21 protein-coding genes and 2 tRNA genes are annotated in these 19,679 nt (G+C 33.2%); 9 read left to right on the top strand and 14 right to left on the bottom strand.

The genetic code is table 11. The features are described from left to right. Positions 1–179: 179 nt before the first annotated feature. Positions 180–635: a DNA polymerase III subunit chi gene (locus A9G09_RS00850; protein ID WP_065633029.1), complete on the bottom strand. Its 456-nt coding sequence runs from the start codon at positions 633–635 to the stop codon at positions 180–182. 12 nt (positions 636–647) lie between these two features. After that, positions 648–2,129, bottom strand: a complete 1,482-nt coding sequence (locus tag A9G09_RS00845; RefSeq protein WP_065633028.1) for a leucyl aminopeptidase — start codon at positions 2,127–2,129, stop codon at positions 648–650. Positions 2,130–2,267: 138 nt separating this feature from the next. On the opposite strand from A9G09_RS00845, the gene lptF reads away from it, so the two are divergent. Both lptF and lptG read left to right on the top strand, forming a co-directional pair. Beyond that, positions 2,268–3,368, top strand: a complete 1,101-nt coding sequence (gene lptF / locus A9G09_RS00840) for an LPS export ABC transporter permease LptF (RefSeq protein WP_065633027.1) — start codon at positions 2,268–2,270, stop codon at positions 3,366–3,368. 12 nt (positions 3,369–3,380) lie between these two features. Further along, positions 3,381–4,445, top strand: a complete 1,065-nt coding sequence (gene lptG, locus A9G09_RS00835; protein WP_065633026.1) for an LPS export ABC transporter permease LptG — start codon at positions 3,381–3,383, stop codon at positions 4,443–4,445. A gap of 723 nt (positions 4,446–5,168) precedes the next feature. Here the strand turns inward: lptG and msrB are convergent. The 3 genes from msrB to msrA are packed head-to-tail and all read right to left on the bottom strand — an operon-like array spanning position 5,169 to position 6,729. Continuing rightward, on the bottom strand, positions 5,169–5,606 hold the full coding sequence (msrB, locus tag A9G09_RS00830; RefSeq protein ID WP_218056770.1) for a peptide-methionine (R)-S-oxide reductase MsrB: 438 nt from the start codon (positions 5,604–5,606) through the stop codon (positions 5,169–5,171). Positions 5,607–5,659: 53 nt separating this feature from the next. Further along, a complete protein-coding gene (locus tag A9G09_RS00825) occupies positions 5,660–6,178 on the bottom strand; it encodes a cytochrome b (protein WP_065633025.1) in 519 nt (172 codons plus the stop codon). After that, the gene (gene msrA, locus A9G09_RS00820) at positions 6,178–6,729 is read right to left on the bottom strand and encodes a peptide-methionine (S)-S-oxide reductase MsrA (RefSeq protein ID WP_065633024.1); all 552 of its coding nucleotides are present in this window, start codon (positions 6,727–6,729) and stop codon (positions 6,178–6,180) included. Before msrA ends, A9G09_RS00825 begins: the two co-directional genes overlap by 1 nt. Before the next feature lie 148 nt (positions 6,730–6,877). Here msrA and A9G09_RS00815 point away from each other — a divergent pair, with 148 nt between their 5' ends. Further along, positions 6,878–7,150, top strand: a complete 273-nt coding sequence (locus A9G09_RS00815; RefSeq protein ID WP_065633023.1) for a DksA/TraR family C4-type zinc finger protein — start codon at positions 6,878–6,880, stop codon at positions 7,148–7,150. 58 nt (positions 7,151–7,208) lie between these two features. Here A9G09_RS00815 and A9G09_RS00810 read toward each other — a convergent pair whose 3' ends face one another. Then, on the bottom strand, positions 7,209–7,850 hold the full coding sequence (locus A9G09_RS00810; protein ID WP_065633022.1) for a DUF421 domain-containing protein: 642 nt from the start codon (positions 7,848–7,850) through the stop codon (positions 7,209–7,211). Between the two features lie 907 nt (positions 7,851–8,757). Here A9G09_RS00810 and A9G09_RS00805 point away from each other — a divergent pair. Continuing rightward, complete coding sequence (locus tag A9G09_RS00805; RefSeq protein ID WP_218056769.1) at positions 8,758–9,294, top strand: DUF2165 domain-containing protein; 537 nt, start codon at positions 8,758–8,760, stop codon at positions 9,292–9,294. A gap of 116 nt (positions 9,295–9,410) precedes the next feature. On the opposite strand, the gene A9G09_RS00800 is transcribed toward A9G09_RS00805, so the two are convergent. The 3 genes from A9G09_RS00800 to A9G09_RS00790 all read right to left on the bottom strand — a co-directional run bounded on the left by A9G09_RS00800 (position 9,411) and on the right by A9G09_RS00790 (position 11,495). Beyond that, on the bottom strand, positions 9,411–10,160 hold the full coding sequence (locus A9G09_RS00800; protein ID WP_065633020.1) for an SDR family oxidoreductase: 750 nt from the start codon (positions 10,158–10,160) through the stop codon (positions 9,411–9,413). Positions 10,161–10,182: 22 nt separating this feature from the next. Then, positions 10,183–10,890 carry a carboxymuconolactone decarboxylase family protein gene (locus A9G09_RS00795; protein WP_065633019.1) on the bottom strand — a complete coding sequence of 236 codons (708 nt, stop codon included), beginning with the start codon at positions 10,888–10,890 and terminating at the stop codon, positions 10,183–10,185. Positions 10,891–11,036: 146 nt separating this feature from the next. Continuing rightward, on the bottom strand, positions 11,037–11,495 hold the full coding sequence (locus A9G09_RS00790; protein WP_065633032.1) for a cupin domain-containing protein: 459 nt from the start codon (positions 11,493–11,495) through the stop codon (positions 11,037–11,039). A gap of 212 nt (positions 11,496–11,707) precedes the next feature. Here A9G09_RS00790 and A9G09_RS00785 point away from each other — a divergent pair, with 212 nt between their 5' ends. Together A9G09_RS00785 and A9G09_RS00780 are read left to right on the top strand one after the other, a co-directional pair. Then, positions 11,708–12,613, top strand: a complete 906-nt coding sequence (locus A9G09_RS00785; protein ID WP_065633018.1) for an AraC family transcriptional regulator — start codon at positions 11,708–11,710, stop codon at positions 12,611–12,613. A 312-nt stretch (positions 12,614–12,925) separates the two neighbouring features. Then, positions 12,926–13,303, top strand: coding sequence for a carboxymuconolactone decarboxylase family protein (locus tag A9G09_RS00780; protein WP_065633017.1), 378 nt, complete (start codon positions 12,926–12,928; stop codon positions 13,301–13,303). 276 nt (positions 13,304–13,579) lie between these two features. Here A9G09_RS00780 and A9G09_RS00775 read toward each other — a convergent pair. The 3 genes from A9G09_RS00775 to erpA form a co-directional block, all read right to left on the bottom strand. Further along, a tRNA-Gly gene (locus A9G09_RS00775) sits at positions 13,580–13,655 on the bottom strand. A gap of 17 nt (positions 13,656–13,672) precedes the next feature. After that, a tRNA-Leu gene (locus tag A9G09_RS00770) sits at positions 13,673–13,760 on the bottom strand. Positions 13,761–13,982: 222 nt separating this feature from the next. Then, complete coding sequence (erpA, locus tag A9G09_RS00765; RefSeq protein WP_034914816.1) at positions 13,983–14,321, bottom strand: iron-sulfur cluster insertion protein ErpA; 339 nt, start codon at positions 14,319–14,321, stop codon at positions 13,983–13,985. 156 nt (positions 14,322–14,477) lie between these two features. Between erpA and hemL the strand changes: the two genes are divergently transcribed. Together hemL and bcp are read left to right on the top strand one after the other, a co-directional pair. Beyond that, positions 14,478–15,791, top strand: a complete 1,314-nt coding sequence (gene hemL, locus A9G09_RS00760) for a glutamate-1-semialdehyde 2,1-aminomutase (RefSeq protein WP_065633031.1) — start codon at positions 14,478–14,480, stop codon at positions 15,789–15,791. A 48-nt stretch (positions 15,792–15,839) separates the two neighbouring features. Then, positions 15,840–16,316 (top strand): thioredoxin-dependent thiol peroxidase, encoded by a 477-nt coding sequence (gene bcp, locus A9G09_RS00755; protein WP_065633016.1) that lies wholly within the window; start codon positions 15,840–15,842, stop codon positions 16,314–16,316. Positions 16,317–16,337: 21 nt separating this feature from the next. On the opposite strand, the gene A9G09_RS00750 is transcribed toward bcp, so the two are convergent. Together A9G09_RS00750 and A9G09_RS00745 are read right to left on the bottom strand one after the other, a co-directional pair. Further along, on the bottom strand, positions 16,338–17,426 hold the full coding sequence (locus tag A9G09_RS00750; protein WP_065633015.1) for an AI-2E family transporter: 1,089 nt from the start codon (positions 17,424–17,426) through the stop codon (positions 16,338–16,340). A gap of 55 nt (positions 17,427–17,481) precedes the next feature. Continuing rightward, positions 17,482–19,002: a helicase HerA-like C-terminal domain-containing protein gene (locus A9G09_RS00745; RefSeq protein WP_065633014.1), complete on the bottom strand. Its 1,521-nt coding sequence runs from the start codon at positions 19,000–19,002 to the stop codon at positions 17,482–17,484. Between the two features lie 102 nt (positions 19,003–19,104). On the opposite strand from A9G09_RS00745, the gene A9G09_RS00740 reads away from it, so the two are divergent. Then, the gene (locus A9G09_RS00740) at positions 19,105–19,320 is read left to right on the top strand and encodes a YdcH family protein (RefSeq protein ID WP_065633013.1); all 216 of its coding nucleotides are present in this window, start codon (positions 19,105–19,107) and stop codon (positions 19,318–19,320) included. Positions 19,321–19,679: the final 359 nt, after the last annotated feature.

Below are 19,679 nucleotides of genomic sequence, written 5' to 3'. Positions count from 1 at the left end.
AAATAACGGGGGAGTAAACAAAATAAAAGGATAATAAACATCTTTCATTTTCTTATATGAATAACAAAATGATAAATAGATAATAGTAAAAATATTGGATTTTGATCAATACAAAACACGAGTTACTGATATTAATTACCCAATTTTTTATATAGTTTAACGAGTTAACTCAATGTTCTTTATTCGCATAATACAGGGATAGTTTTTAAATTAAACCCAGCATCTTTATAAGATTTGTATCTTTCTCGTGCAAGCGATTTTAATCGCTCATCAACCGGAACAAAGTCTATAATATTATGGTAAACTGCCGAAAAATCAGGAAATTGCTCTTGCAAGTTAATTAAGATTTGTCGATTACCATTACTACGCTTTTGCGGCCAACAAATTTCAACAGGTGATCCACCCTTCATACCTTCACCGGCTAAATTATGTGGTACAAAATTATTTGTATCTAATTGCCAAAGATACTCATCAATTCTCTCTGCTTGCGTTTGGTCATGACAAGTCACAAGTATACGTTGATTGTTTTGATATGCTTCAACAATTTTTTCACAAGCAAGTTTTTCATGATATAAAATACCAGATTCATCTGTTTGAGTCTGGTTTTCTAAAAGATAAAAAATGACTTTTTTCATATTAAAACGAATTTATTGAGCCATTAAATATTCAACTAGCATCGCCACAGGTCGACCAGTCGCACCTTTACTCGCGCCAGATTTCCAAGCTGTTCCAGCTATATCTAAATGCGCCCATTGATATTTTTCAGTGAATCGAGACAAGAAACATGCAGCAGTAATTGTCCCACCATCGCGACCAGCAGCATTAACAATATCAGCACATGTTGATTTAATTTGATCTTGGAAATTATTATCAATTGGCAATGCCCAAGCTTTATCATCAGCGTTATTTGATGCAGTAACTAATTGAGCCACTAATTGTTCATTATTACCCATCACGCCAGTATAATGATGGCCTAAAGCAATAATACAAGCCCCAGTTAATGTTGCAATATCGATAACAGCTTTAGGTTGATATTTTTCGACATAGGTTAATACATCGCATAACACCAAACGACCTTCTGCATCGGTATTAATCACTTCAACAGTGATACCAGACATAGTGGTTAAAATGTCCCCTGGACGGTAAGCATTACCATCTGGCATATTTTCACAACCCGCCATTACACCAACTACATTAATAGGTAGTGCTAACTCGGCTACGGCTTGCATAACCCCATAAACAGTTGCTGCACCACACATGTCGTACTTCATTTCGTCCATACCGGCAGCGGGTTTAATTGAAATACCACCTGAATCAAATGTTAATCCTTTACCAACTAAAACATAAGGTTGAGCACTTTTATCTTTAGCACCGTTGTATTCAATAACGGTCATAATTGATTCGTTCTCTGAACCGCGACCTACCGCTAAATAAGCATTCATATTTAATTTAGCTAACTCTTTTTCACCTAGGCACGACACTTTTAAAGATGTATGCTTTTTACCCAATTTTTTACCTTGTTCAGCTAAATATTGGGCATTGCATACATTAGATGGCATATTAGCAATCGTTTTAGTTGTATTGACAGCTTCAGCAATAATTTGACCTTGCACTAAATAATTTGTAATAGATTTAAGCTGTTTTTTATCACTAAACAATAATGTTATTTTATTTAAATTTGGTAATGGGGATTTTTTTGATTTAAATTGATCAAAATTATAAGTTATATCGTTAATAATTTGGGGTAATTGCTTAACAATATCGTGATTAATTGCTGAACAAATCGTTAACAAATCCCAGCTAATATTTTTAACTTTCTTTTCAATTAATGTTGTAATAACGGCTTTTATAATAGTTTTAGCTCGGGTTAAATCAAACTCTTTCAATTTACCACAACCAACAAATAATAATTTTTGTTTTAAATTATTTGAACCAGAATATAAAAATGCCGTTCTACCCAGTTCACCGCTAATATCTTCTGATTTAATTAATTGATGAATAAAACCATTAGTAGCGTCATCGACTTCTTTCAATATTGCAGACTTAGTTTTGTCGGCATTAACGGCAATAACTAAACATTCTGATTTTTGATCTGTGATAGTAAGGCTATTTTTAATTAAAATTTCCATAAGGGTTCTCTTTTATTATATTCGTTGTGATTACTAATATTTTATCGGTTCGTTTGGGGATAGCAACAAAAAGATAACTAAACAAAACAAATCAGATTATAATAGACAAATTTTTAGAAACGTTTAGATAGGTTAAATGTGATAATTCGTCGATATTTAGTTAAAGAAACATTAAAAACACAAGGGGCAATACTATTTATTTTGTTATTAATTTTCTTTTCACAAAAATTAATTAGAATATTATCCAGCGCTATTGAAGGCAATATTCCACGCGATTTGATTATGCCTTTACTGGTTTTAGGTATTTCTAATATGGCCGATTTAATTTTACCTTTGAGTCTTTTTCTTGGCGTTTTAGTGACCTTTGGCCGTTTATATTCTGATAGTGAAATGGTTGCCATGCAAGCCTGTGGAGTAAAAAAGAATTTAACCTATCAAGTTGTGTTTTTTCTATGTATATTGACTTGTGCATTAACCGCAATAAACTGCCTTTGGTTTGGGCCTTGGTCAAGCCTTAAACAAGATCAATTAATTGAGAATGCTAAAATTAATCCTAGTTTAGCGGGACTTTTAGCGGGTCAATTCCAACAAACACCAGATGGTAATTCAGTCATTTATATCAACAGTGTCAATAATAATGCTCTAGATAAAGTATTTATTGCGCAAATCAATCCTAAAAACAACCAACGACCGTCAATAATTATTGCTAATAAAGGTAAAACCGGTCATGATGATGAGGGTAACCAGATTATTACATTAGAAGATGCCAATCGTTATGAAGGTACGGCGCAGTTAAAAGATTTTCGTATATCAAATTTTCATAATTACTTAGGTATTATAAAGCCTAAAGCGCTAGATTCTATTGATGATGAAAAAACCGATGTTCAGCAATTGAGTTTAACGAATTTAATCCAAACTAAAACGATAAAAGCAGAAGCTGAATTTTATTGGCGACTAACACTTATTATTTCTGTCCCACTTATGGCATTTTTAGTTATACCGCTAAGTGTTTCTAACCCTAGGCAAGGACGCTTGGCACAAATTTTACCAGCCCTATTGCTGTATTTAATTTATTTCCTATTAGCAAGCTCGATTAAAGCAAATGCTGGTAAAGGTCGATTAGATCCAGCCTTATGGTTTTATGTTATAAATTTAACCTATTTCATATTAGCTATATTTTTGAATTGTTGGGATAACTTATTTATGCGTAAACTTCGTTTAAAATATATTGCATCATAAAGGAGAAAAAGGATGTTTTCGATTTTAGATCGCTATATTGGTAAAACTATTTTAAGCACAATTGGTATTTGCCTGTTTTTATTAATTAGCTTATCGGGCATTATTCGTTTTATCGACCAATTAAGAAAAATAAAAGTTGACTACGATGCTTTTGCTGTGGGCATCTATTCTTTGTTGATGGTACCAAAGGATTTAGAGATTTTTTTCCCTATGGCGGCATTACTAGGTGCATTAATAGGTTTAGGCATATTAGCTTCTCGTAGTGAGCTAATTGTTATGGAAACCTCTGGATTTAGTCGTTTTAAAATAGCGTTAGCGGTGATGAAAACAGCATTACCATTAGTCATTTTAACAATGGCGATTGGTGAATGGGTTGCTCCCGTAAGTGAACAAACTGCTCGTAATATGCGTTCTGAAAAATTATATGGAAATTCATTAATGGCACAACAAGGTGGTCTGTGGGCAAAAGATGGCAATGATTATGTATTTATTGGTCATGTCAATAATGATAACTCTATTGCTAATATTGATATTTATTCAGTAGATAATAATAAATTATTATCAATTACTCACGCCGAAAGTGCTGTATTCAAAGATAACATATGGACTTTATTACAAATTGAAAGAAATGATCTAACCCAACCAAACAAAATAATCGGTAATGATATGGTATCAATGCCATGGAAAACAAACATCACTCCAGACAAACTTAATATTGTCGCTTTCGATCCTGATTCACTATCTGCTTCTGGACTTTATCAATACGCCCAATATTTAAAAAGTTCAGGTCAAGACACAAAATATTATGATTTACTTTTCTGGAAAAAACTTATTAAACCGATTTCTGTTGCAGTAATGATGTTATTAGCACTTTCGTTCATTTTTGGCCCTTTACGTAGCGTATCGATGGGAGTACGTGTCATTATTGGGATAAGTTTTGGATTTATCTTCTATATTGCGGATAATCTTTTTGCACAAGCTAGTATTGTTATGGGTATCTATCCTGTGATAGGGTCAATGTTAACAAGTTTAGTTTTTTTAATTATCAGCTATGTTTTATTTAAACGTAAGAATTAGCTAGCAATTTTTATATTGTTCATCCTTAATGATAGAGATAACAAGTATTTTAAAAGTTATTTTTGCGCATAATTCAATGCACACGTAGGCAAAATAATTAGGCTTTTTATCTCTATTTTAATCATCTCAATGTAGTTTGTCATAAAGAAAGATTAAATATCATAACGTTGCTTCTACCTAATTACTAAAAACAAAAAATTACTAAGCCGAAAACTCATCAGCATTGCGCTAAAAATATTTATCTTGATATCAGTCAATATTTAATCCAAAAGTTAACAGGATAATTCTATTTCAAAATTAAGCTTTCCTATTCACATGTGTCATTAAAGTATAGTCGAAATCAGTGAGGATGTTTAAAAAACAGAACAATTGCAACAGAAATACTTTCGCTATGGATTAAACATAAGTATTAACCGAAAATTTATTAAGATTTGAAATCTAGTCATCAAAATAGAATGATGCTAGTAAAGTTAAGTAGACAACGAGATATCGTAATAATCACTTTTATGCTAATTTATCTTTATTAAGACACCCATCATGTTGATCTTCATTGTTAGTATTTGAGGTGTTATTTTAAAAAAAGCATTTAACTGATAATTTAAATTGCTTTAATGGTTTTCGATAGCGAATGTATTGACAAACCTACCTAATAAAATTGATTACAAAGAAAGCTGAAAATCCTACCAACCGTCGATACGATGATAGGATTAAAATTATTTAATATTACTCAAAAAGCGGTAAGTATTGACCATAACCTGCTGCTTGAAGTTGTTCTTTCGGTATAAAGCGTAAAGCAGCAGAATTGATACAATAGCGTAATCCTCCTAATGATTTTGGACCATCATCAAAAACATGACCAAGATGGGAATCGGCTTTTAGTGAACGCACTTCGGTACGATGCATGCCATGACTTTGATCTAGTTTTTCAATGATGCTCTTGTTATCAATTGGTTTACTAAAACTTGGCCAACCACATCCAGAATCAAATTTATCTAAGGAGGTAAATAATGGCTCTCCCGAGACTATATCGACATACAAACCGTCTTGATGATTAGTATTGAATTCATTTTCAAAAGGCGGCTCAGTACCATTTTGTTGAGTAACATAATATTGCATTGGACTCAATGCTGACACTGCTTTTTCTTTCATTAACTTATTCATAATGCACCTAACTTTTTAGAGTGTTAAACATTAATTAATGGTAAAGATTGGCTTTACAGCATCGATTGTAATACTTTATCTCTCAGCCCTAAATAATGATACAAAGCTCCTGCAATATGTAAAACCAAAAATACCGCTAACAAATAGCAACCTAACAGATGAGCACGATGAAAAAACATATACCCCGCATTTGGCATATCGATAGCAGGAATTGAGATCACCCCAAAAACATTAAGATCATGACTACTCATCAAATACCCCGACAATGGAATAAAAAGCAATAAAATATAGATAAATCCTTGTATTGATTTTGACAAAATTCGTTGGAATTTTTTATCATAAGGCAAAACATTAGGCACGCCCTGTTTGATGTTGATATAAATGCGCCAAATCGTCAATAAAAATACCACTACGCCAAAAGATTTATGCAGTAAATAAATAGAAAACATTCCGCCTAAAAATTGCGATAAAGTGATTTTAAATAGTAACAGTGATGCCACCATACAAACCAACATCGCAGATAGCCAATGGTTCCATTTTTGACAAGTGCTATATTGAGGATCATTTTGCATTATTTATTCACCTTTGGATTGTTTTTATCTAACCAATGTTCGGATATAAAGTGAGAACGTCCAGACATTTGATAATAACGGTCATAATGTTGTGATTGTTTTTTATAGTAGTTTTGATGATACTCTTCTGCTGGATAAAACTCGACAGCAGGTTCTATCTTCACTTGAATAGGACTAGAAAATCGGTGACTTTCTTCCAATGCCTGTTTTGATTCTAGTGCAAGTTTATGCTGAAATTCATTATGATAAAAAATAACGGGGCGATAAGAATCGCCTCTGTCAGCAAATTGACCGCCTGAATCAGTTGGATCAATCTGTTGCCAAAAAATATTCAACAACGTTTTATAGCTAATTTTTTTCGGATCAAAAGTGATTAAAACCGCTTCGGTATGACCAGTATCACCTTGACAAACTTGTTGATAAGTAGGATTAGCTACATGCCCCCCCGTGTATCCTGACACCACATCAATTACACCTTCATATTTATCAAAAGGTTTTACCATACACCAAAAACAACCACCTGCAAAAGTTGCTTGTTCATATTGTTGCATATAAACCTCCAATTAAACGATATTAATTAAAAGCGTTGCCGTTTACATAATACCACTATTACTGCAAACATCTCTATTATTAATCACTTTTTTTTACTTGAAAATGATTAAATTATCACCACATTGAGTTGTAAGGAGGAATTCTATCATGGCAAGTGGCTGGGCATCAGATGATGCAGTTAATCAACAAATTGAAGGAACTATTGCAGATGCAATTGAAAACGCAAGGCGTCAATTAAAACAAGGTATAGAAAGTGCTCATTTTTGTATTGAATGTGGCGATCCTATACCCGAAGCACGACAATTAGCTTTACCGGGAGTTCAATATTGCTTAGTTTGCCAGCAAAATATAGATAAAACTTTAGCTAAGACGGCAAATTTATATAATCGACGTGGTAGTAAAGATAGCCAATTACGTTAGAATTTATTAGGGTGGATAGTTATCCACCTATTTATAAAATAAAATCAATAAATTATTCTTATTTATTTTCTTTATCGTAAGGATAAATAATTAATTTATTATCAAACCATTCAGCACAGAAAATGTCTTCCAATTTTTCATAACCCTGTTTCTGAATTTCCTCTACAATCCAATCTTCGTTTTTATTTATTTCTTTCAGGTTTTCTTGACTTATTTTTCCTTCCTCAATAACAAGTACGGCGATATCTTTTTCACCTTTTTTGATGATAGTTAATGAGCCATTCAATTCGTACCATACATGTTTTAATTCAGCAAAAGTACAAATTCCCTGTATATTGATTAAAGTTTCAAAATCTCTGACGGGTAAATTAGCTTTGATAAAGTTATCGGTTAATAACTTCCCATTTTTAACTAACCGAATAGGCGTACCATCAATCGCATCTCTTAAATGTGAATTTTTTGATTTAATAAATCGAATTAAAACTAATAATCCAGCCCAAATGGCGACAAGCCCTGAAGCTTGTAAAGCAGAGACAGTTGGACTAAGTAAAGCACCACCAACAAGCGCACCAATGACCATACTCCCAACCTGATCTAACTGAGACATAGGGGCAATTTGACTTTTACCAGACAATTTGACATAAATAAGTAAAATGACCAAGGCCAACAAAAACTTGGGGGCCATCTCTAATAAATACATACCTAACCTCCAGACGCACTTTGCAATATTATGTAAACAAATAAAAGTTACTGAATCTTTAATTGGTTAAAATCGACTTACTTGATAGGTATAACTTGCTAATTAATTTGAAAATAGAATGACAGATTTAACGAACAACATCACTAGTCATATTTTACTAATTGCATGATCGTGCAAAATAGTTCCACGCTAAAATATTTTGACTAAGCGAGCTTAGTAATGCTACTAATAAATAAAAAAAATAGCAACACTAGCTGTTATTGAAATGTTTCTATCAACGGCTTACTCTTCATTTTTATGAAAATAGCCTATCGACAAAATAACAACGATCGTTTAACAAAATCCGCTAGCATATTTATTTTAAGCAACAGTTAATCATGCATAATAAATATAATAAACTAATTTGACACATAACAAAGCTCATTAATGTTATTAGCTGCTTGTAAGTAAAGCTCGACATCTATTAAAATTCGGACTAGTGCTTAATAAATCTCAAGATGACTATCATATCCTACAGAATATTAATTATTATCTCACTGACCGAAACCCTATTAAAACAGCTAACAAGTTTGTCAATACTTAAATACAAAGCTATTTCATACTGACATAGTTTCTATTGATAAGAGAGGTAAATTCAATTCACTCTTTAATTTGAGATGATTAATCACTAACTATTTTATAAAACATATTTTTTAATTCTAAAACTTTTTAAATTTCAATTTTTATTCATTATTTTATTTTCAATACCAGATAATATTTCACTGATTAATCGGAGTACATTTCAAGCTGGTCACTAAATCATTTGTGCGTATTGATTTGTCACTTAGCTAAGTGTAAATTGTAATGTTCTGGCGTCAATAACAGCGTGTAATTGACAAATTTTAATGAATATTAAATGGATTTGGATGTGAAAAACTTATTAAATTTGATTGCGATTCAACAACTTTCAAAAGCAACAATTGCCTTTACTGTTGGCTTTTTTTGTATATTGGTTGGGTATGACAATATTGTTGATTTTAATACTAACTATGCTTTTGTAAAAAGTGTATTATCGATGGATAGTATGGAACCATTTTTTTCGGGAAGCCCCGCTATGACGTCTCGAGCAATCAGTAATACAACGCTCCATTTAATTGGATACTGGGTAATAATTATAGGTGAATTAATTACTGGTTTAGTCTGTCTATTTGCTTCACTTTATATGTTTGCATCAATCAACAAATCTCGATTTGTGAATGGACAAGTGATTTATTTAGTCGGAGCAACACTAGCGATTTTAATTTGGTACTTTGGTTTTGCTGTCATTGGAGGGGAATATTTTTCAATGTGGGCTAATAAAATGAATGGACAATCCAAAGCCTATACATTTGCAACATTTATATTGATCACTGCGCTATTTGTTTATATGCCTTTATTAAAAAGAGAAAATCAACTATCAAATTGAATTCAAACCTACTTTTTATACAACTAAAAGTCGAACTGATTGGAAAGATGGATTTTAATCTTTTTAATTTTATTTAAAGAGTAAAATCCATATTAAAAAATAGCCTGTTAACTTAGCTAAACTTGCTGACAACTAGGACGAATGATAATCTCATTTAAAGTAGTATCTACAGGTGAATTAATAGTAAAAGCAATCACTTGAGCAATGCGTTCTGGAGCAATAGCGACTTGTTGATAAAGTTTATCAATAGCGGGCTTAATATCTTGGTCGGTAATAGTATGAGTAAGCTCAGTTGCAATTGCGCCGGGTGATATTACACTGACTCGTATATTACTCTTTGCCAAGGCTTCTTCTTGCCGTAAACTATCGCTAATAGCTAACACCGCTGATTTTGTTGCGCTATAAACACCACCGCCAGGATGAGTTAAATGCCCAGCTATAGATGAAATATTAATAAAATGACCTTGTTTCTTTTGTCGCATCGGTAATAATGCTGCGGCAATGCCATATAAAGTACCTTTAATATTAACATCGATCATTTTTTCCCATTCATCGACTTTTAATTTATCAAAAGTTGATTGTGGCATTAAACCGGCATTATTGATCCAAACATCAATTTGACCATATTCATCCAGCGCTTTTTTCGCTAACATATCAACGTCATTTCGTTTTGTCACATCCGTTAATTGATAAGTCGCAATGCCACCAGCAGCGGAGATCTCAGCAACGATTTTCTCAAGTTTATCTTTACGCCTTGCGCCTAATACAATTTTATTACCTTGGACTGCAAGTAATTTAGCTGTAGCTTCACCAATACCACTCGATGCACCTGTTATGACAATAACCTTTTGTGAATTTTGCTTCATTATTTGTCTCCTTAACGCCTGTTTATTTCAAAACATTGACGAATGCCTGAGCTAATGCATCAGCTTGCTCATTACCAACTTTAGATTGCAAGATATCTCTAAGTTCACGAATTTGATCGTGAGTTAAACCTATATTCATTGCCATATGTATGTGTGATTGAAGTTGACTGTCAACACCACCAAGGCTCGCTAATGCAGCAATAGTTGCAATTTCACGGCTTTGATAATCAATATTATTACGTCCAAAAATATCACCAAATAAGTGAGCTTTTAAAAACTGATTAATTGCGGGAGCAAAATCCATCAAGCCGCCAGAAACAGGTTGTCCGACTAAATAAGTTTGAATCTCGGTACCTAACTGCAGACTGGTTTTATCGGTGGGTAAGGGATCAGGCTCTTTCCCCATCACATCTATAATGCCGTTTTGATGACGTTCATCCAAAAGTTGCTTAAAAGTTCCAATAGCATTTAAACTACGCGGAAAGCCAGTGTAAGCATACATTTGAACAAGTACTTCTTTAATTTCGTTTATCGTTAAACCATTATCTAATCCTTCTATTAATGACACTTTTAGCTTTGGCATATCACCCTGAGCGGTAAAGGCTGCAATAGGAATAATAAATTGTTGTTTTACGGTTAATTGATGGTTATCCATAGTTGATGCCTCACAAATTGTTGATAAACTCCATATCATAAAAAAAGAAATAACTACACGAACTATTTTTTGCATAGGGTTTCCTGCTAAAACAAGCTCAGCGAGATAAAAGTGACTACCATACGACCACTTTTATACTTAAAAAATTACGTATAAACTAACAGTATAAATATTGATTAAAAATGCAAATTAATAAGTTAACTTCACTATTTGCTTAATAATTATTTTTTATCGTAATATTGTTCATCGGTCACTTTTTCTAACCATTCAACATTTTTACCATCGAGTTCCTCAACCACGGAAAGATGAGTCATAGCATTGTGTGGTGATGCACCATGCCAATGTTTTACACCCGGTGGGCAAGTAATTACATCACCAGGATGAATTTCGACAATAGGACCGCCCCATTCTTGAGTAAAGCCAACACCGGAAGTGACGACTAAAGTTTGTCCTAATGGATGAGTATGCCATGCTGAACGAGCACCAGGTTCAAACGTCACATAAGCGCCAGAGGTCCGAGATGGACTCGTAGCAGGAAATAGAGGATCGATTCTTACATCACCTGTAAAAAATTTATCTGAACCTTTGATGGAAGCCTGTGCACCATTTTTGGTAACTTTTTGCGACATAGCATTATTCTCCTTAGCATAAATTCGGATTGAAAAACAAGTCACAATCATTGTTGTGATTAATAATGTTATTGATAATTTTCTCATAACAATCCCATTAGTTAATTAAAGATTATCTATGCGTTACTATAAACATATCAATTAATTATCAATAGACACAATTCTATTAAATTCTTGCCTAATAATTTCAGTTACAATATTATTTTTACTGATAAACTTTAAAATAGTTCTAACTATGTTTGGGTGAATGTTAAGGAAATCTAATGAAAAGAAGCGATCTAAACAGTGAACTTACCACAATAAATCAGCAAGTAAAACAACATATGTTACGTTGGGCTCAAACTGCGGGTGACTACCCTACTGCGATAAATGGTTTGGGTATTTATCGCCGTGACATGACAGATTATAACGAAAACTGCTTCTACCAACCACTAGTATCTATTATTATTCAAGGGAGTAAACGCTCGTTAATTGGAACCGAACAACACATTTATGGTGAAGGCGATTATCTCGTTACCTCAGTTGATATTCCAGCAGTAAACTCTATAACAATTGCATCGCAAACAGAACCGTTTTTATCCCTTGCCTTATACCTTAATACGCAAATTATCAACCAACTCATCACTGAGTATCCACAGTTAGCCAATATTAAAGCCATTCCTTTCAAAGGAATTAGTATAAAAAAAGTTGAATTAGACATACTTACTGCTTTTTTTCGATTGATCCAATTACTTGATAAACCTGAACAAATTTCGATATTAGCCCCAATGATTATCAAAGAAATCCATTATTTACTGCTTATTGGACCTTTCGGGCAACACTTGCGTTCTATCAATACAAAAGGCACACAAAGCCATCAAATTGCCTCAACAATTGATTGGCTAAAAAATCACTATAAACAACCCATCACTGTTGAAGCTTTAGCCGAAAAAGCCAATATGTCATTAGCGACGTTTCATCGTCATTTTAAACAGGTGACCACGTTAAGCCCATTACAATATCAAAAACAATTACGTCTTTATGAAGCTCGTCGTTTAATGTTGTCAGAAAATTATCATGCTAATAGTGCCGGACTTGAGGTCGGTTATGAAAGTCAAACGCAATTTAATCGGGAGTATAAACGTTTATTTGGTACATCACCCTATAAGGATATTAAAAATCTTCAGTAACCCAAAAATAGTAACTTCTAAGCTTGTATCCAATACAAACAATACTTAACCTAAATAAACTAACGATCGAATAAATCAGTAACATCAAAATCGCAATTTATCAATATTACCTTGCGATAGATCATAAAAAATAAATAAAATGGATGTACAATGATAGATTTAGACACATTAAATAGCGCTAAGCAGTATTAAGTGTAAGTAGGCGATAAACTAACTGGTGAACAATTAAATTGTCAAAAATCTTTCATACATGATAAAAAAGACAAAAAATCCCTTATCAATTAAATAATGAAGATTAAAAGGAGTATTTAAATGACTCAATCAAGACATAAAAACGGACTTAACAATATTGAACAACTATACGGTGAATTAGGTGCAAATGGACTAACACAAAATGCTAAACTCGCACCTAAATTTGATGAATATATCTGTGATTTTGCTTATGGTGATATCTATAGTAGAAAGAGTTTATCTTTACAACATAAACAGTTAATCACTATTTCTTCGTTAATCACGCAAGGATGTGTTGAAGATGAATTAAAAATGCATATTCATGGAGGACTTAATGCCGGATTAACAGAAGAGCAGGTTTTAGATATTTGTGTGCATTGCTTGCCTTATGTTGGCTTTCCTAAAGTCACCAGTGCATTAAAAACGGCCCATCAAGTTTTTAATGAACGAAAAAAATAAACGATAATCTATTAACGTTTAATCATACACAGGCATAATTATTTCTTACCACTAAGTTTATAAGTTTCTTGCTAAATTTTACATAAGCAGAAACTTATAACAACCGATTACCTAAACTTCATTAATTAGAATTTTATACTGGCTTAAAATTTAATAATAAAGTTAGCATTAAATTTATTTGAGTTGTTTTTTTTAAACGCTTCGAATAAAAGAAGAAATATTAAGTACTATTTTAACTTATGTTTTCTGATTGCTTAATAGATAAAAATTCGTATTTGGAGCGGGAAACGAGGTTCGAACTCGCGACCTCAACCTTGGCAAGGTTGCGCTCTACCAACTGAGCTATTCCCGCATAAGATGTGCTTTAAATGGTGCCCGGGGCGAGACTTGAACTCGCACGACCAAAAAGGCCGAGGGATTTTAAATCCCTTGTGTCTACCGATTTCACCACCCGGGCTCAAAACTAATTACTTAAACGTAAGTGCGTTTTGAATGCTGTGCATTTTACCCATCTTAATTTTAACGTCAACAAAAAAATCAAAATAATTGATCAACTGCTCAATGTTTGTCACTTTTTTAAAGAATATTTAATCTTCTACATTAAAAATGAACAATTTTACTCATTAGAAATTATTTAATTCAACCTGACAAAATAAAATGGATAAAGAATAATTAAAATTTAAACACTAAACGATGAACCACAGCCACATGTAGTTGTTGCGTTCGGGTTATCAACAACAAAGCGTGAGCCTTGTAAGCCTTCAACATAATCAATAGTACCACCAACAAGATATTGCAGGCTCATAGGATCAATCACCAATGAAACACCATTTTTTTCGATGGCTAGATCATCTTCGTTGACTTTTTCATCAAAGGTAAAACCATATTGAAAGCCACTACAACCACCACCTGTAATATATACTCTTAATTTAAGATTCGGGTTTTCTTCTTCTGTTACTAATGATTTGACTTTATTTGCTGCAGCATCTGTAAAGTTAATCGGTAAAGCATCGCTCATTTTTTTCTCCTAATTTAATTGTTCTTATTATATACCTTTGCTACCACAAAATACAAAATGGAAACTGCTATTAGATAAATTTATACTAATCATCTTGAATTTAAGTTAATTTTATGAATAAATACTGCAACTAATTTTTATCAAAAAAACATGATTATGATAAATAAATTCAAATCTGAAAAATGTTACAAGCAAGCCATGTCGGTTATGCCAGGTGGGGTTAACTCACCGGTTCGAGCATTTAATGGCGTTGGAGGTACACCGCTATTTATTGAGCGAGCCAATGGCGCTTATATTTATGATGTCGATAACAAGGCCTATATCGATTATGTTGGTTCATGGGGGCCAATGATTTTGGGTCATAACGATCCAGATGTTGCTAATGCCGTTATCCATGCGGTACACAACGGATTAAGTTTTGGTGCACCAACCGAGATTGAAACTAAATTAGCAACGCTTGTCACCGAACTGATACCTTCGATAGAAATGCTACGAATGGTGAATTCTGGAACTGAAGCCACAATGAGCGCTATTCGTCTTGCTCGAGGTTTTACCGGTCGAGATAAAATTATCAAATTTGAAGGGTGCTACCATGGACATGCCGATTATTTGCTTGTAAAAGCAGGTTCTGGAGCGCTTACATTTGGTCATCCGACTTCCCCTGGTGTTCCAAAGGATTTTGTTAAGCATACACTTGTATGTGATTATAATTGTCTTGAATCAGTAAAAAAACAATTTGAACAATACCCTAATGAAATTGCCGCCATAATTGTTGAACCGGTTGCAGGAAATATGAACTGTATACCCGCCAACAAAGCATTTTTACAAGGCCTTCGAGATCTTTGTAATCAATACAATAGTTTATTAATTATTGATGAAGTCATGACTGGTTTTAGAGTTGCACTTGGTGGTGCGCAAGATTATTACGGTGTAACGCCAGATCTAACTTGCTTAGGCAAAATTATTGGTGGAGGAATGCCCGTTGGTGCATTTGGTGGTCGTGCAGAAATAATGAATCAACTTGCACCGACAGGACCAATTTACCAAGCAGGAACACTGTCTGGTAATCCAGTAGCGATGGCAGCAGGATTTACTACCTTAACCAAGTTAACCGATGTCGGTATTTATGATGATCTTGATGAAAAAACAACGACGCTAGCAAATGGCTTATTGTCGGCTGCAAAACAATACGATATTCCTTTAGTCGTCAATCATGTTGGCGCAATGTTTGGATTATTTTTTACAACTGCTGATGAAGTAACCACTTATCAAGATGTAATGAATTGTGATATTGAATTATTCAAAAAATTCTATCATTATATGCTCGAAGAAGGCATCTATTTCGCTCCTTCGGCCTTCGAAGCTGGATTTATGTCACTTAAGCATTCTAATACAGAAATCAATAAAACCATCGATGCAGCAACGCGTTTTTTTAGCAGCATTAGCAAACAAAAAAACAAAGAGTATTAATACTACTATCAATGAAAATATTAAACTATTAACATAGGTAACAAACATATGGTTAATCCACTAAAAGAAGGTGAAAAAGCACCTCAGTTTTCGCTACCAGATCAAGATGGAGAATTAATAAGTTCGAAAGATTTTAAAGGTCAACGTATTTTGATTTATTTTTATCCAAAGGCGATGACACCCGGTTGTACAGTACAAGCATGTAATTTACGTGATGCTATAGATGAGTTTAAAAAATACAATGTGGTGATAATTGGAATTAGTACTGATAAGCCAGAAAAATTATCACGATTTGCTGAAAAAGAATTATTAAACTTTACGTTGCTTTCTGATGAAAATCATGAAGTTTGCCAAGCTTTTGGTACGTGGGGTGAAAAAGAGTTTATGGGTAAAAAATACGATGGTATACACCGTATTAGTTTTTTAATTAGTAAAGATGGCAAGATTGAAAAAGTCTTTAATGATTTCAAAACTAGCAACCATCACGAAGTGGTTTTAGATTACCTTAAAAACCACGCTCAATAATTTAAAAAGCAGATTAAATCATTAATCTGCTTTCTCTTGTTTTACTTCATTCGTATTTAATTCTTCTGTTTTTGGCCAGGCATTAATAATAGCTTTGACTAACGTCGCTAAAGGTATAGCAAAAAATATTCCCCAAAATCCCCATAATCCACCAAATACTATTACAGCTACAATAATGACTAAAGGATGAAGATTAAGTTTTTCAGAAAATAGACATGGCACAAGCAAATTACCATCTAATGCTTGAATTAAAACATAAAAGAAAATCAAATACCCAAATTCAGCACTAATGCCCCATTGGAAAAGAGCAATTAAAACAACTGGAATACTTGAAATAATAATACCTATATAAGGTACTAAAACTGAAAGACCAACAATTACCGCTAGCAATAAACCATAATCTAAACCAAAGTACCAAAAAGGAATATAAACACACACCGCTAAAATAATAATATGTAACACATTACCTACAATATAGTTAGATATTTGCAAATCCATTTCAGCAGCAACTTGATTTAAAATGCTACGATTTCTTGGTAAAATTTTAGAACAGTATCCCCATATTTTAGTTTTATCTTTTAATAGAAAAAACATCATAATAGGTACCAATACTGCATTAATAACTACCGATACCAACCCGAATAACGACACTATTGAAAACTGCAATAATGAATTACCTGTTTGTACAAACTTATTAGTAATACCTTGAATAATTGAATCAAATAGTCCGACATCGATCAATTCAGGATAATGTTGTGGCAATGAAGTGAGAAAGTTATTAGTAAAATTCAACATATTTGGAATATTGGTAATAAGACTCACACCTTGTTGCCAAACTAAAGGAACTAAGATCATAAATCCAGCTAAAACGATCAAAATAAAAACAAGTAGGACAATGATAACCGCTAATGTTCTTGGGACCTTTCTTTTATTCAGATAATTGACAGGTGTATTAAGTAAATAAGAAAGCACGATAGCAATTAAAATTGGTAATAATATTTTATTGAAAAAATAGATGATAAAAAAAAGAAAAATGATCACAGCCATTAATGAAACAACATGAGGATCACTAAATCGCCTTTTATACCACTCAATAAACAGCTTTAACATGCAAATACTCCTAATTTTGCTTTCTAATTGTATCCAATCATCGTTTTTAGTTTAGTTATTTTTTAAATCCACCCAAAATCCCACGGGTAATTTGTTTGCCAATTTGATTAACAACTTGTCTGGTTGCACTTTTAACGACTTGCTGCGCTAATCCATCGTGTTGCCCACCTCTTGGCCCTTTGCTACCAAAAATTAAAGAACTAAGCAAATCCATTATGCCACCATGGTTTTGTTGGTTTTCTCCAGCTTGATCACCTTGTTGTTTAGATTCTGATTGGCTGGTAGTTGAATTATTAAAGCTGAAACCAGCCTGAATTTTTTCATAAGCAGACTCTCGATCGAATGTTTGCGAATATTTTTTATAGAATGGTGATTCATGGATGATGGCGACTTGTTTATCTTCTGGCATAGGACCCATTTGTGAACAAGGTGCAATAACAAATGCACGTTCCACCATATTAGGACGGCCTTTCTCATCGAGAAACGAGATCAATGCTTCCCCTACTCCTAGTTCCATAATTGCTTTTTCTGTGTCAAAACTTGGATTAGCTCGCATTGTTTGTGCGGCAGTCTTAACAGCTTTTTGATCTTTAGGGGTAAATGCACGTAATGCATGTTGCACTCGATTACCTAATTGACTAAGTACTGTATCGGGAATATCGGTAGGATTTTGTGTCGCAAAATAAACGCCAACGCCTTTAGAACGAATCAAGCGCACCACTTGCTCTATTTTTTCTAGTAATGCCGGTGAAGTATCATTAAATAGTAGATGCGCTTCATCAAAAAAGAAGATAAGTTTAGGCTTTTCAAGATCGCCAACTTCGGGCAGATGCTCAAAAAGTTCTGATAGCAGCCATAATAAAAACACCGAATAGAGTTTTGGCGAATTATATAATTTTTCTGCAGACAAAATATTAACAACGCCACGACCTTGATCATTGATTTGCATTAGATCTGCAATCTCAAGCATAGGTTCTCCTAAGAAAAATTCTGCACCTTGTTGCTCAAGTGTCAATAAACTACGCTGAATAGCACCAATTGAGGATGCAGAAATATTACCATATTGAGTTGTAAATTTTTTCGCATTATCGCCAATAAACTGAATCAGTGAACGTAGATCTTTAAAATCAATTAAAAGTAAACCGTTATCATCAGCAATTTTAAAAATAAGCTGTAAAACGCCCGCTTGGGTTTCATTAAGATTTAATAATCTTGCTAGCAGAATCGGTCCGATATCAGAAACAGTACTGCGAACAGGTATCCCCTTCTGAGCAAAAACATCCCATAATTCTATAGGACAAAAATCGGGGGTCCAATTTGAAACGTGAATATTATCTAAGCGCGCTTGCAATTTAGGCGTTAAAACCCCTTTTTCGCCAATACCTGTTAAATCACCTTTAACATCGGCTAAAAAAACCGGCACACCAATTTGTGAAAAGCTCTCAGCCATTTTTTGTAATGTGACCGTTTTACCTGTTCCAGTCGCGCCTGTTATCAAACCATGTCGATTTGCCATTGAAGCAAGAATAGACAAATCTTTACTATCACTTTTTGCAATAACAATCGATTCACTCATGGATTAATCCTCATAAAAATTGCTATTAAAACAACTAAGAATATTGTAAGCTGAAACAGCATTAACTGCTATTATTATATCAAGTAGAAATAAGGAGTTACTATGTTCCCTGAATATCGAGAATTAATCTCAAAATTAAAAAGCACTGATTTACACTTTCAAAAATTATTTGATGAGCATAATGAATTAGATCAAAAAATTAAAAACATTGAATCAGGCATCGCTGTCGATACATCTGAAATGTTAGAAACATTGAAAAAACAAAAATTAAAATTAAAAGATGAACTTTATGAAATACTAAAAAAGGCGTCTGAGTAGCAAATTGTCATGTATTATTCGAATAATCGATTGTTGAACTTGAAAAATAAACCCCAGATTCTGGGGTTTATTACAATACTATCTACGATATAACTAGCTACTTTTCACCAATTGTTCTTGTGTTTTTTTTCTGTTTACGGCTTTTAATTAGCATAATTGAATTTTTATGTGGTGTCTTCATTTATATTTCCTTCTTATTATTGTTATATAACCTATTTTTTATAATATAGTGGTTTTATTTAAAAAATCAACTTTTGTGTTTATAGTTGCAAACGACAAGTATTTAGCCTTTACATGACTTAATTGAATTGATTTTATAAGTGATGTAACACTTACATCACTTATATTGACATAATATA

Source organism: Gilliamella sp. wkB292 (genome assembly GCF_001690235.1).
Lineage (GTDB): Bacteria > Pseudomonadota > Gammaproteobacteria > Enterobacterales > Orbaceae > Gilliamella > Gilliamella apicola_F.
Note: the sequence above shows the minus strand (reverse complement) of the source record. Positions and strands in the feature narration are given on the sequence as shown.

Bases quoted from the DNA above. Each gene is read 5' to 3' on its own strand.
- A9G09_RS00850 (WP_065633029.1), bottom strand. From the start codon at position 635: ATGAAAAAAGTCATTTTTTATCTTTTAGAAAACCAGACTCAAACAGAT.
- A9G09_RS00845 (WP_065633028.1), bottom strand. From the start codon at position 2,129: ATGGAAATTTTAATTAAAAATAGCCTTACTATCACAGATCAAAAATCA.
- lptG (WP_065633026.1), top strand. From the start codon at position 3,381: ATGTTTTCGATTTTAGATCGCTATATTGGTAAAACTATTTTAAGCACA.
- msrB (WP_218056770.1), bottom strand. From the start codon at position 5,606: ATGAATAAGTTAATGAAAGAAAAAGCAGTGTCAGCATTGAGTCCAATG.
- A9G09_RS00825 (WP_065633025.1), bottom strand. From the start codon at position 6,178: ATGCAAAATGATCCTCAATATAGCACTTGTCAAAAATGGAACCATTGG.
- msrA (WP_065633024.1), bottom strand. From the start codon at position 6,729: ATGCAACAATATGAACAAGCAACTTTTGCAGGTGGTTGTTTTTGGTGT.
- A9G09_RS00815 (WP_065633023.1), top strand. From the start codon at position 6,878: ATGGCAAGTGGCTGGGCATCAGATGATGCAGTTAATCAACAAATTGAA.
- A9G09_RS00810 (WP_065633022.1), bottom strand. From the start codon at position 7,850: ATGTATTTATTAGAGATGGCCCCCAAGTTTTTGTTGGCCTTGGTCATT.
- A9G09_RS00800 (WP_065633020.1), bottom strand. From the start codon at position 10,160: ATGAAGCAAAATTCACAAAAGGTTATTGTCATAACAGGTGCATCGAGT.
- A9G09_RS00795 (WP_065633019.1), bottom strand. From the start codon at position 10,890: ATGCAAAAAATAGTTCGTGTAGTTATTTCTTTTTTTATGATATGGAGT.
- A9G09_RS00790 (WP_065633032.1), bottom strand. From the start codon at position 11,495: ATGATTGTGACTTGTTTTTCAATCCGAATTTATGCTAAGGAGAATAAT.
- A9G09_RS00785 (WP_065633018.1), top strand. From the start codon at position 11,708: ATGAAAAGAAGCGATCTAAACAGTGAACTTACCACAATAAATCAGCAA.
- A9G09_RS00780 (WP_065633017.1), top strand. From the start codon at position 12,926: ATGACTCAATCAAGACATAAAAACGGACTTAACAATATTGAACAACTA.
- erpA (WP_034914816.1), bottom strand. From the start codon at position 14,321: ATGAGCGATGCTTTACCGATTAACTTTACAGATGCTGCAGCAAATAAA.
- hemL (WP_065633031.1), top strand. From the start codon at position 14,478: ATGATAAATAAATTCAAATCTGAAAAATGTTACAAGCAAGCCATGTCG.
- bcp (WP_065633016.1), top strand. From the start codon at position 15,840: ATGGTTAATCCACTAAAAGAAGGTGAAAAAGCACCTCAGTTTTCGCTA.
- A9G09_RS00750 (WP_065633015.1), bottom strand. From the start codon at position 17,426: ATGTTAAAGCTGTTTATTGAGTGGTATAAAAGGCGATTTAGTGATCCT.
- A9G09_RS00745 (WP_065633014.1), bottom strand. From the start codon at position 19,002: ATGAGTGAATCGATTGTTATTGCAAAAAGTGATAGTAAAGATTTGTCT.
- A9G09_RS00740 (WP_065633013.1), top strand. From the start codon at position 19,105: ATGTTCCCTGAATATCGAGAATTAATCTCAAAATTAAAAAGCACTGAT.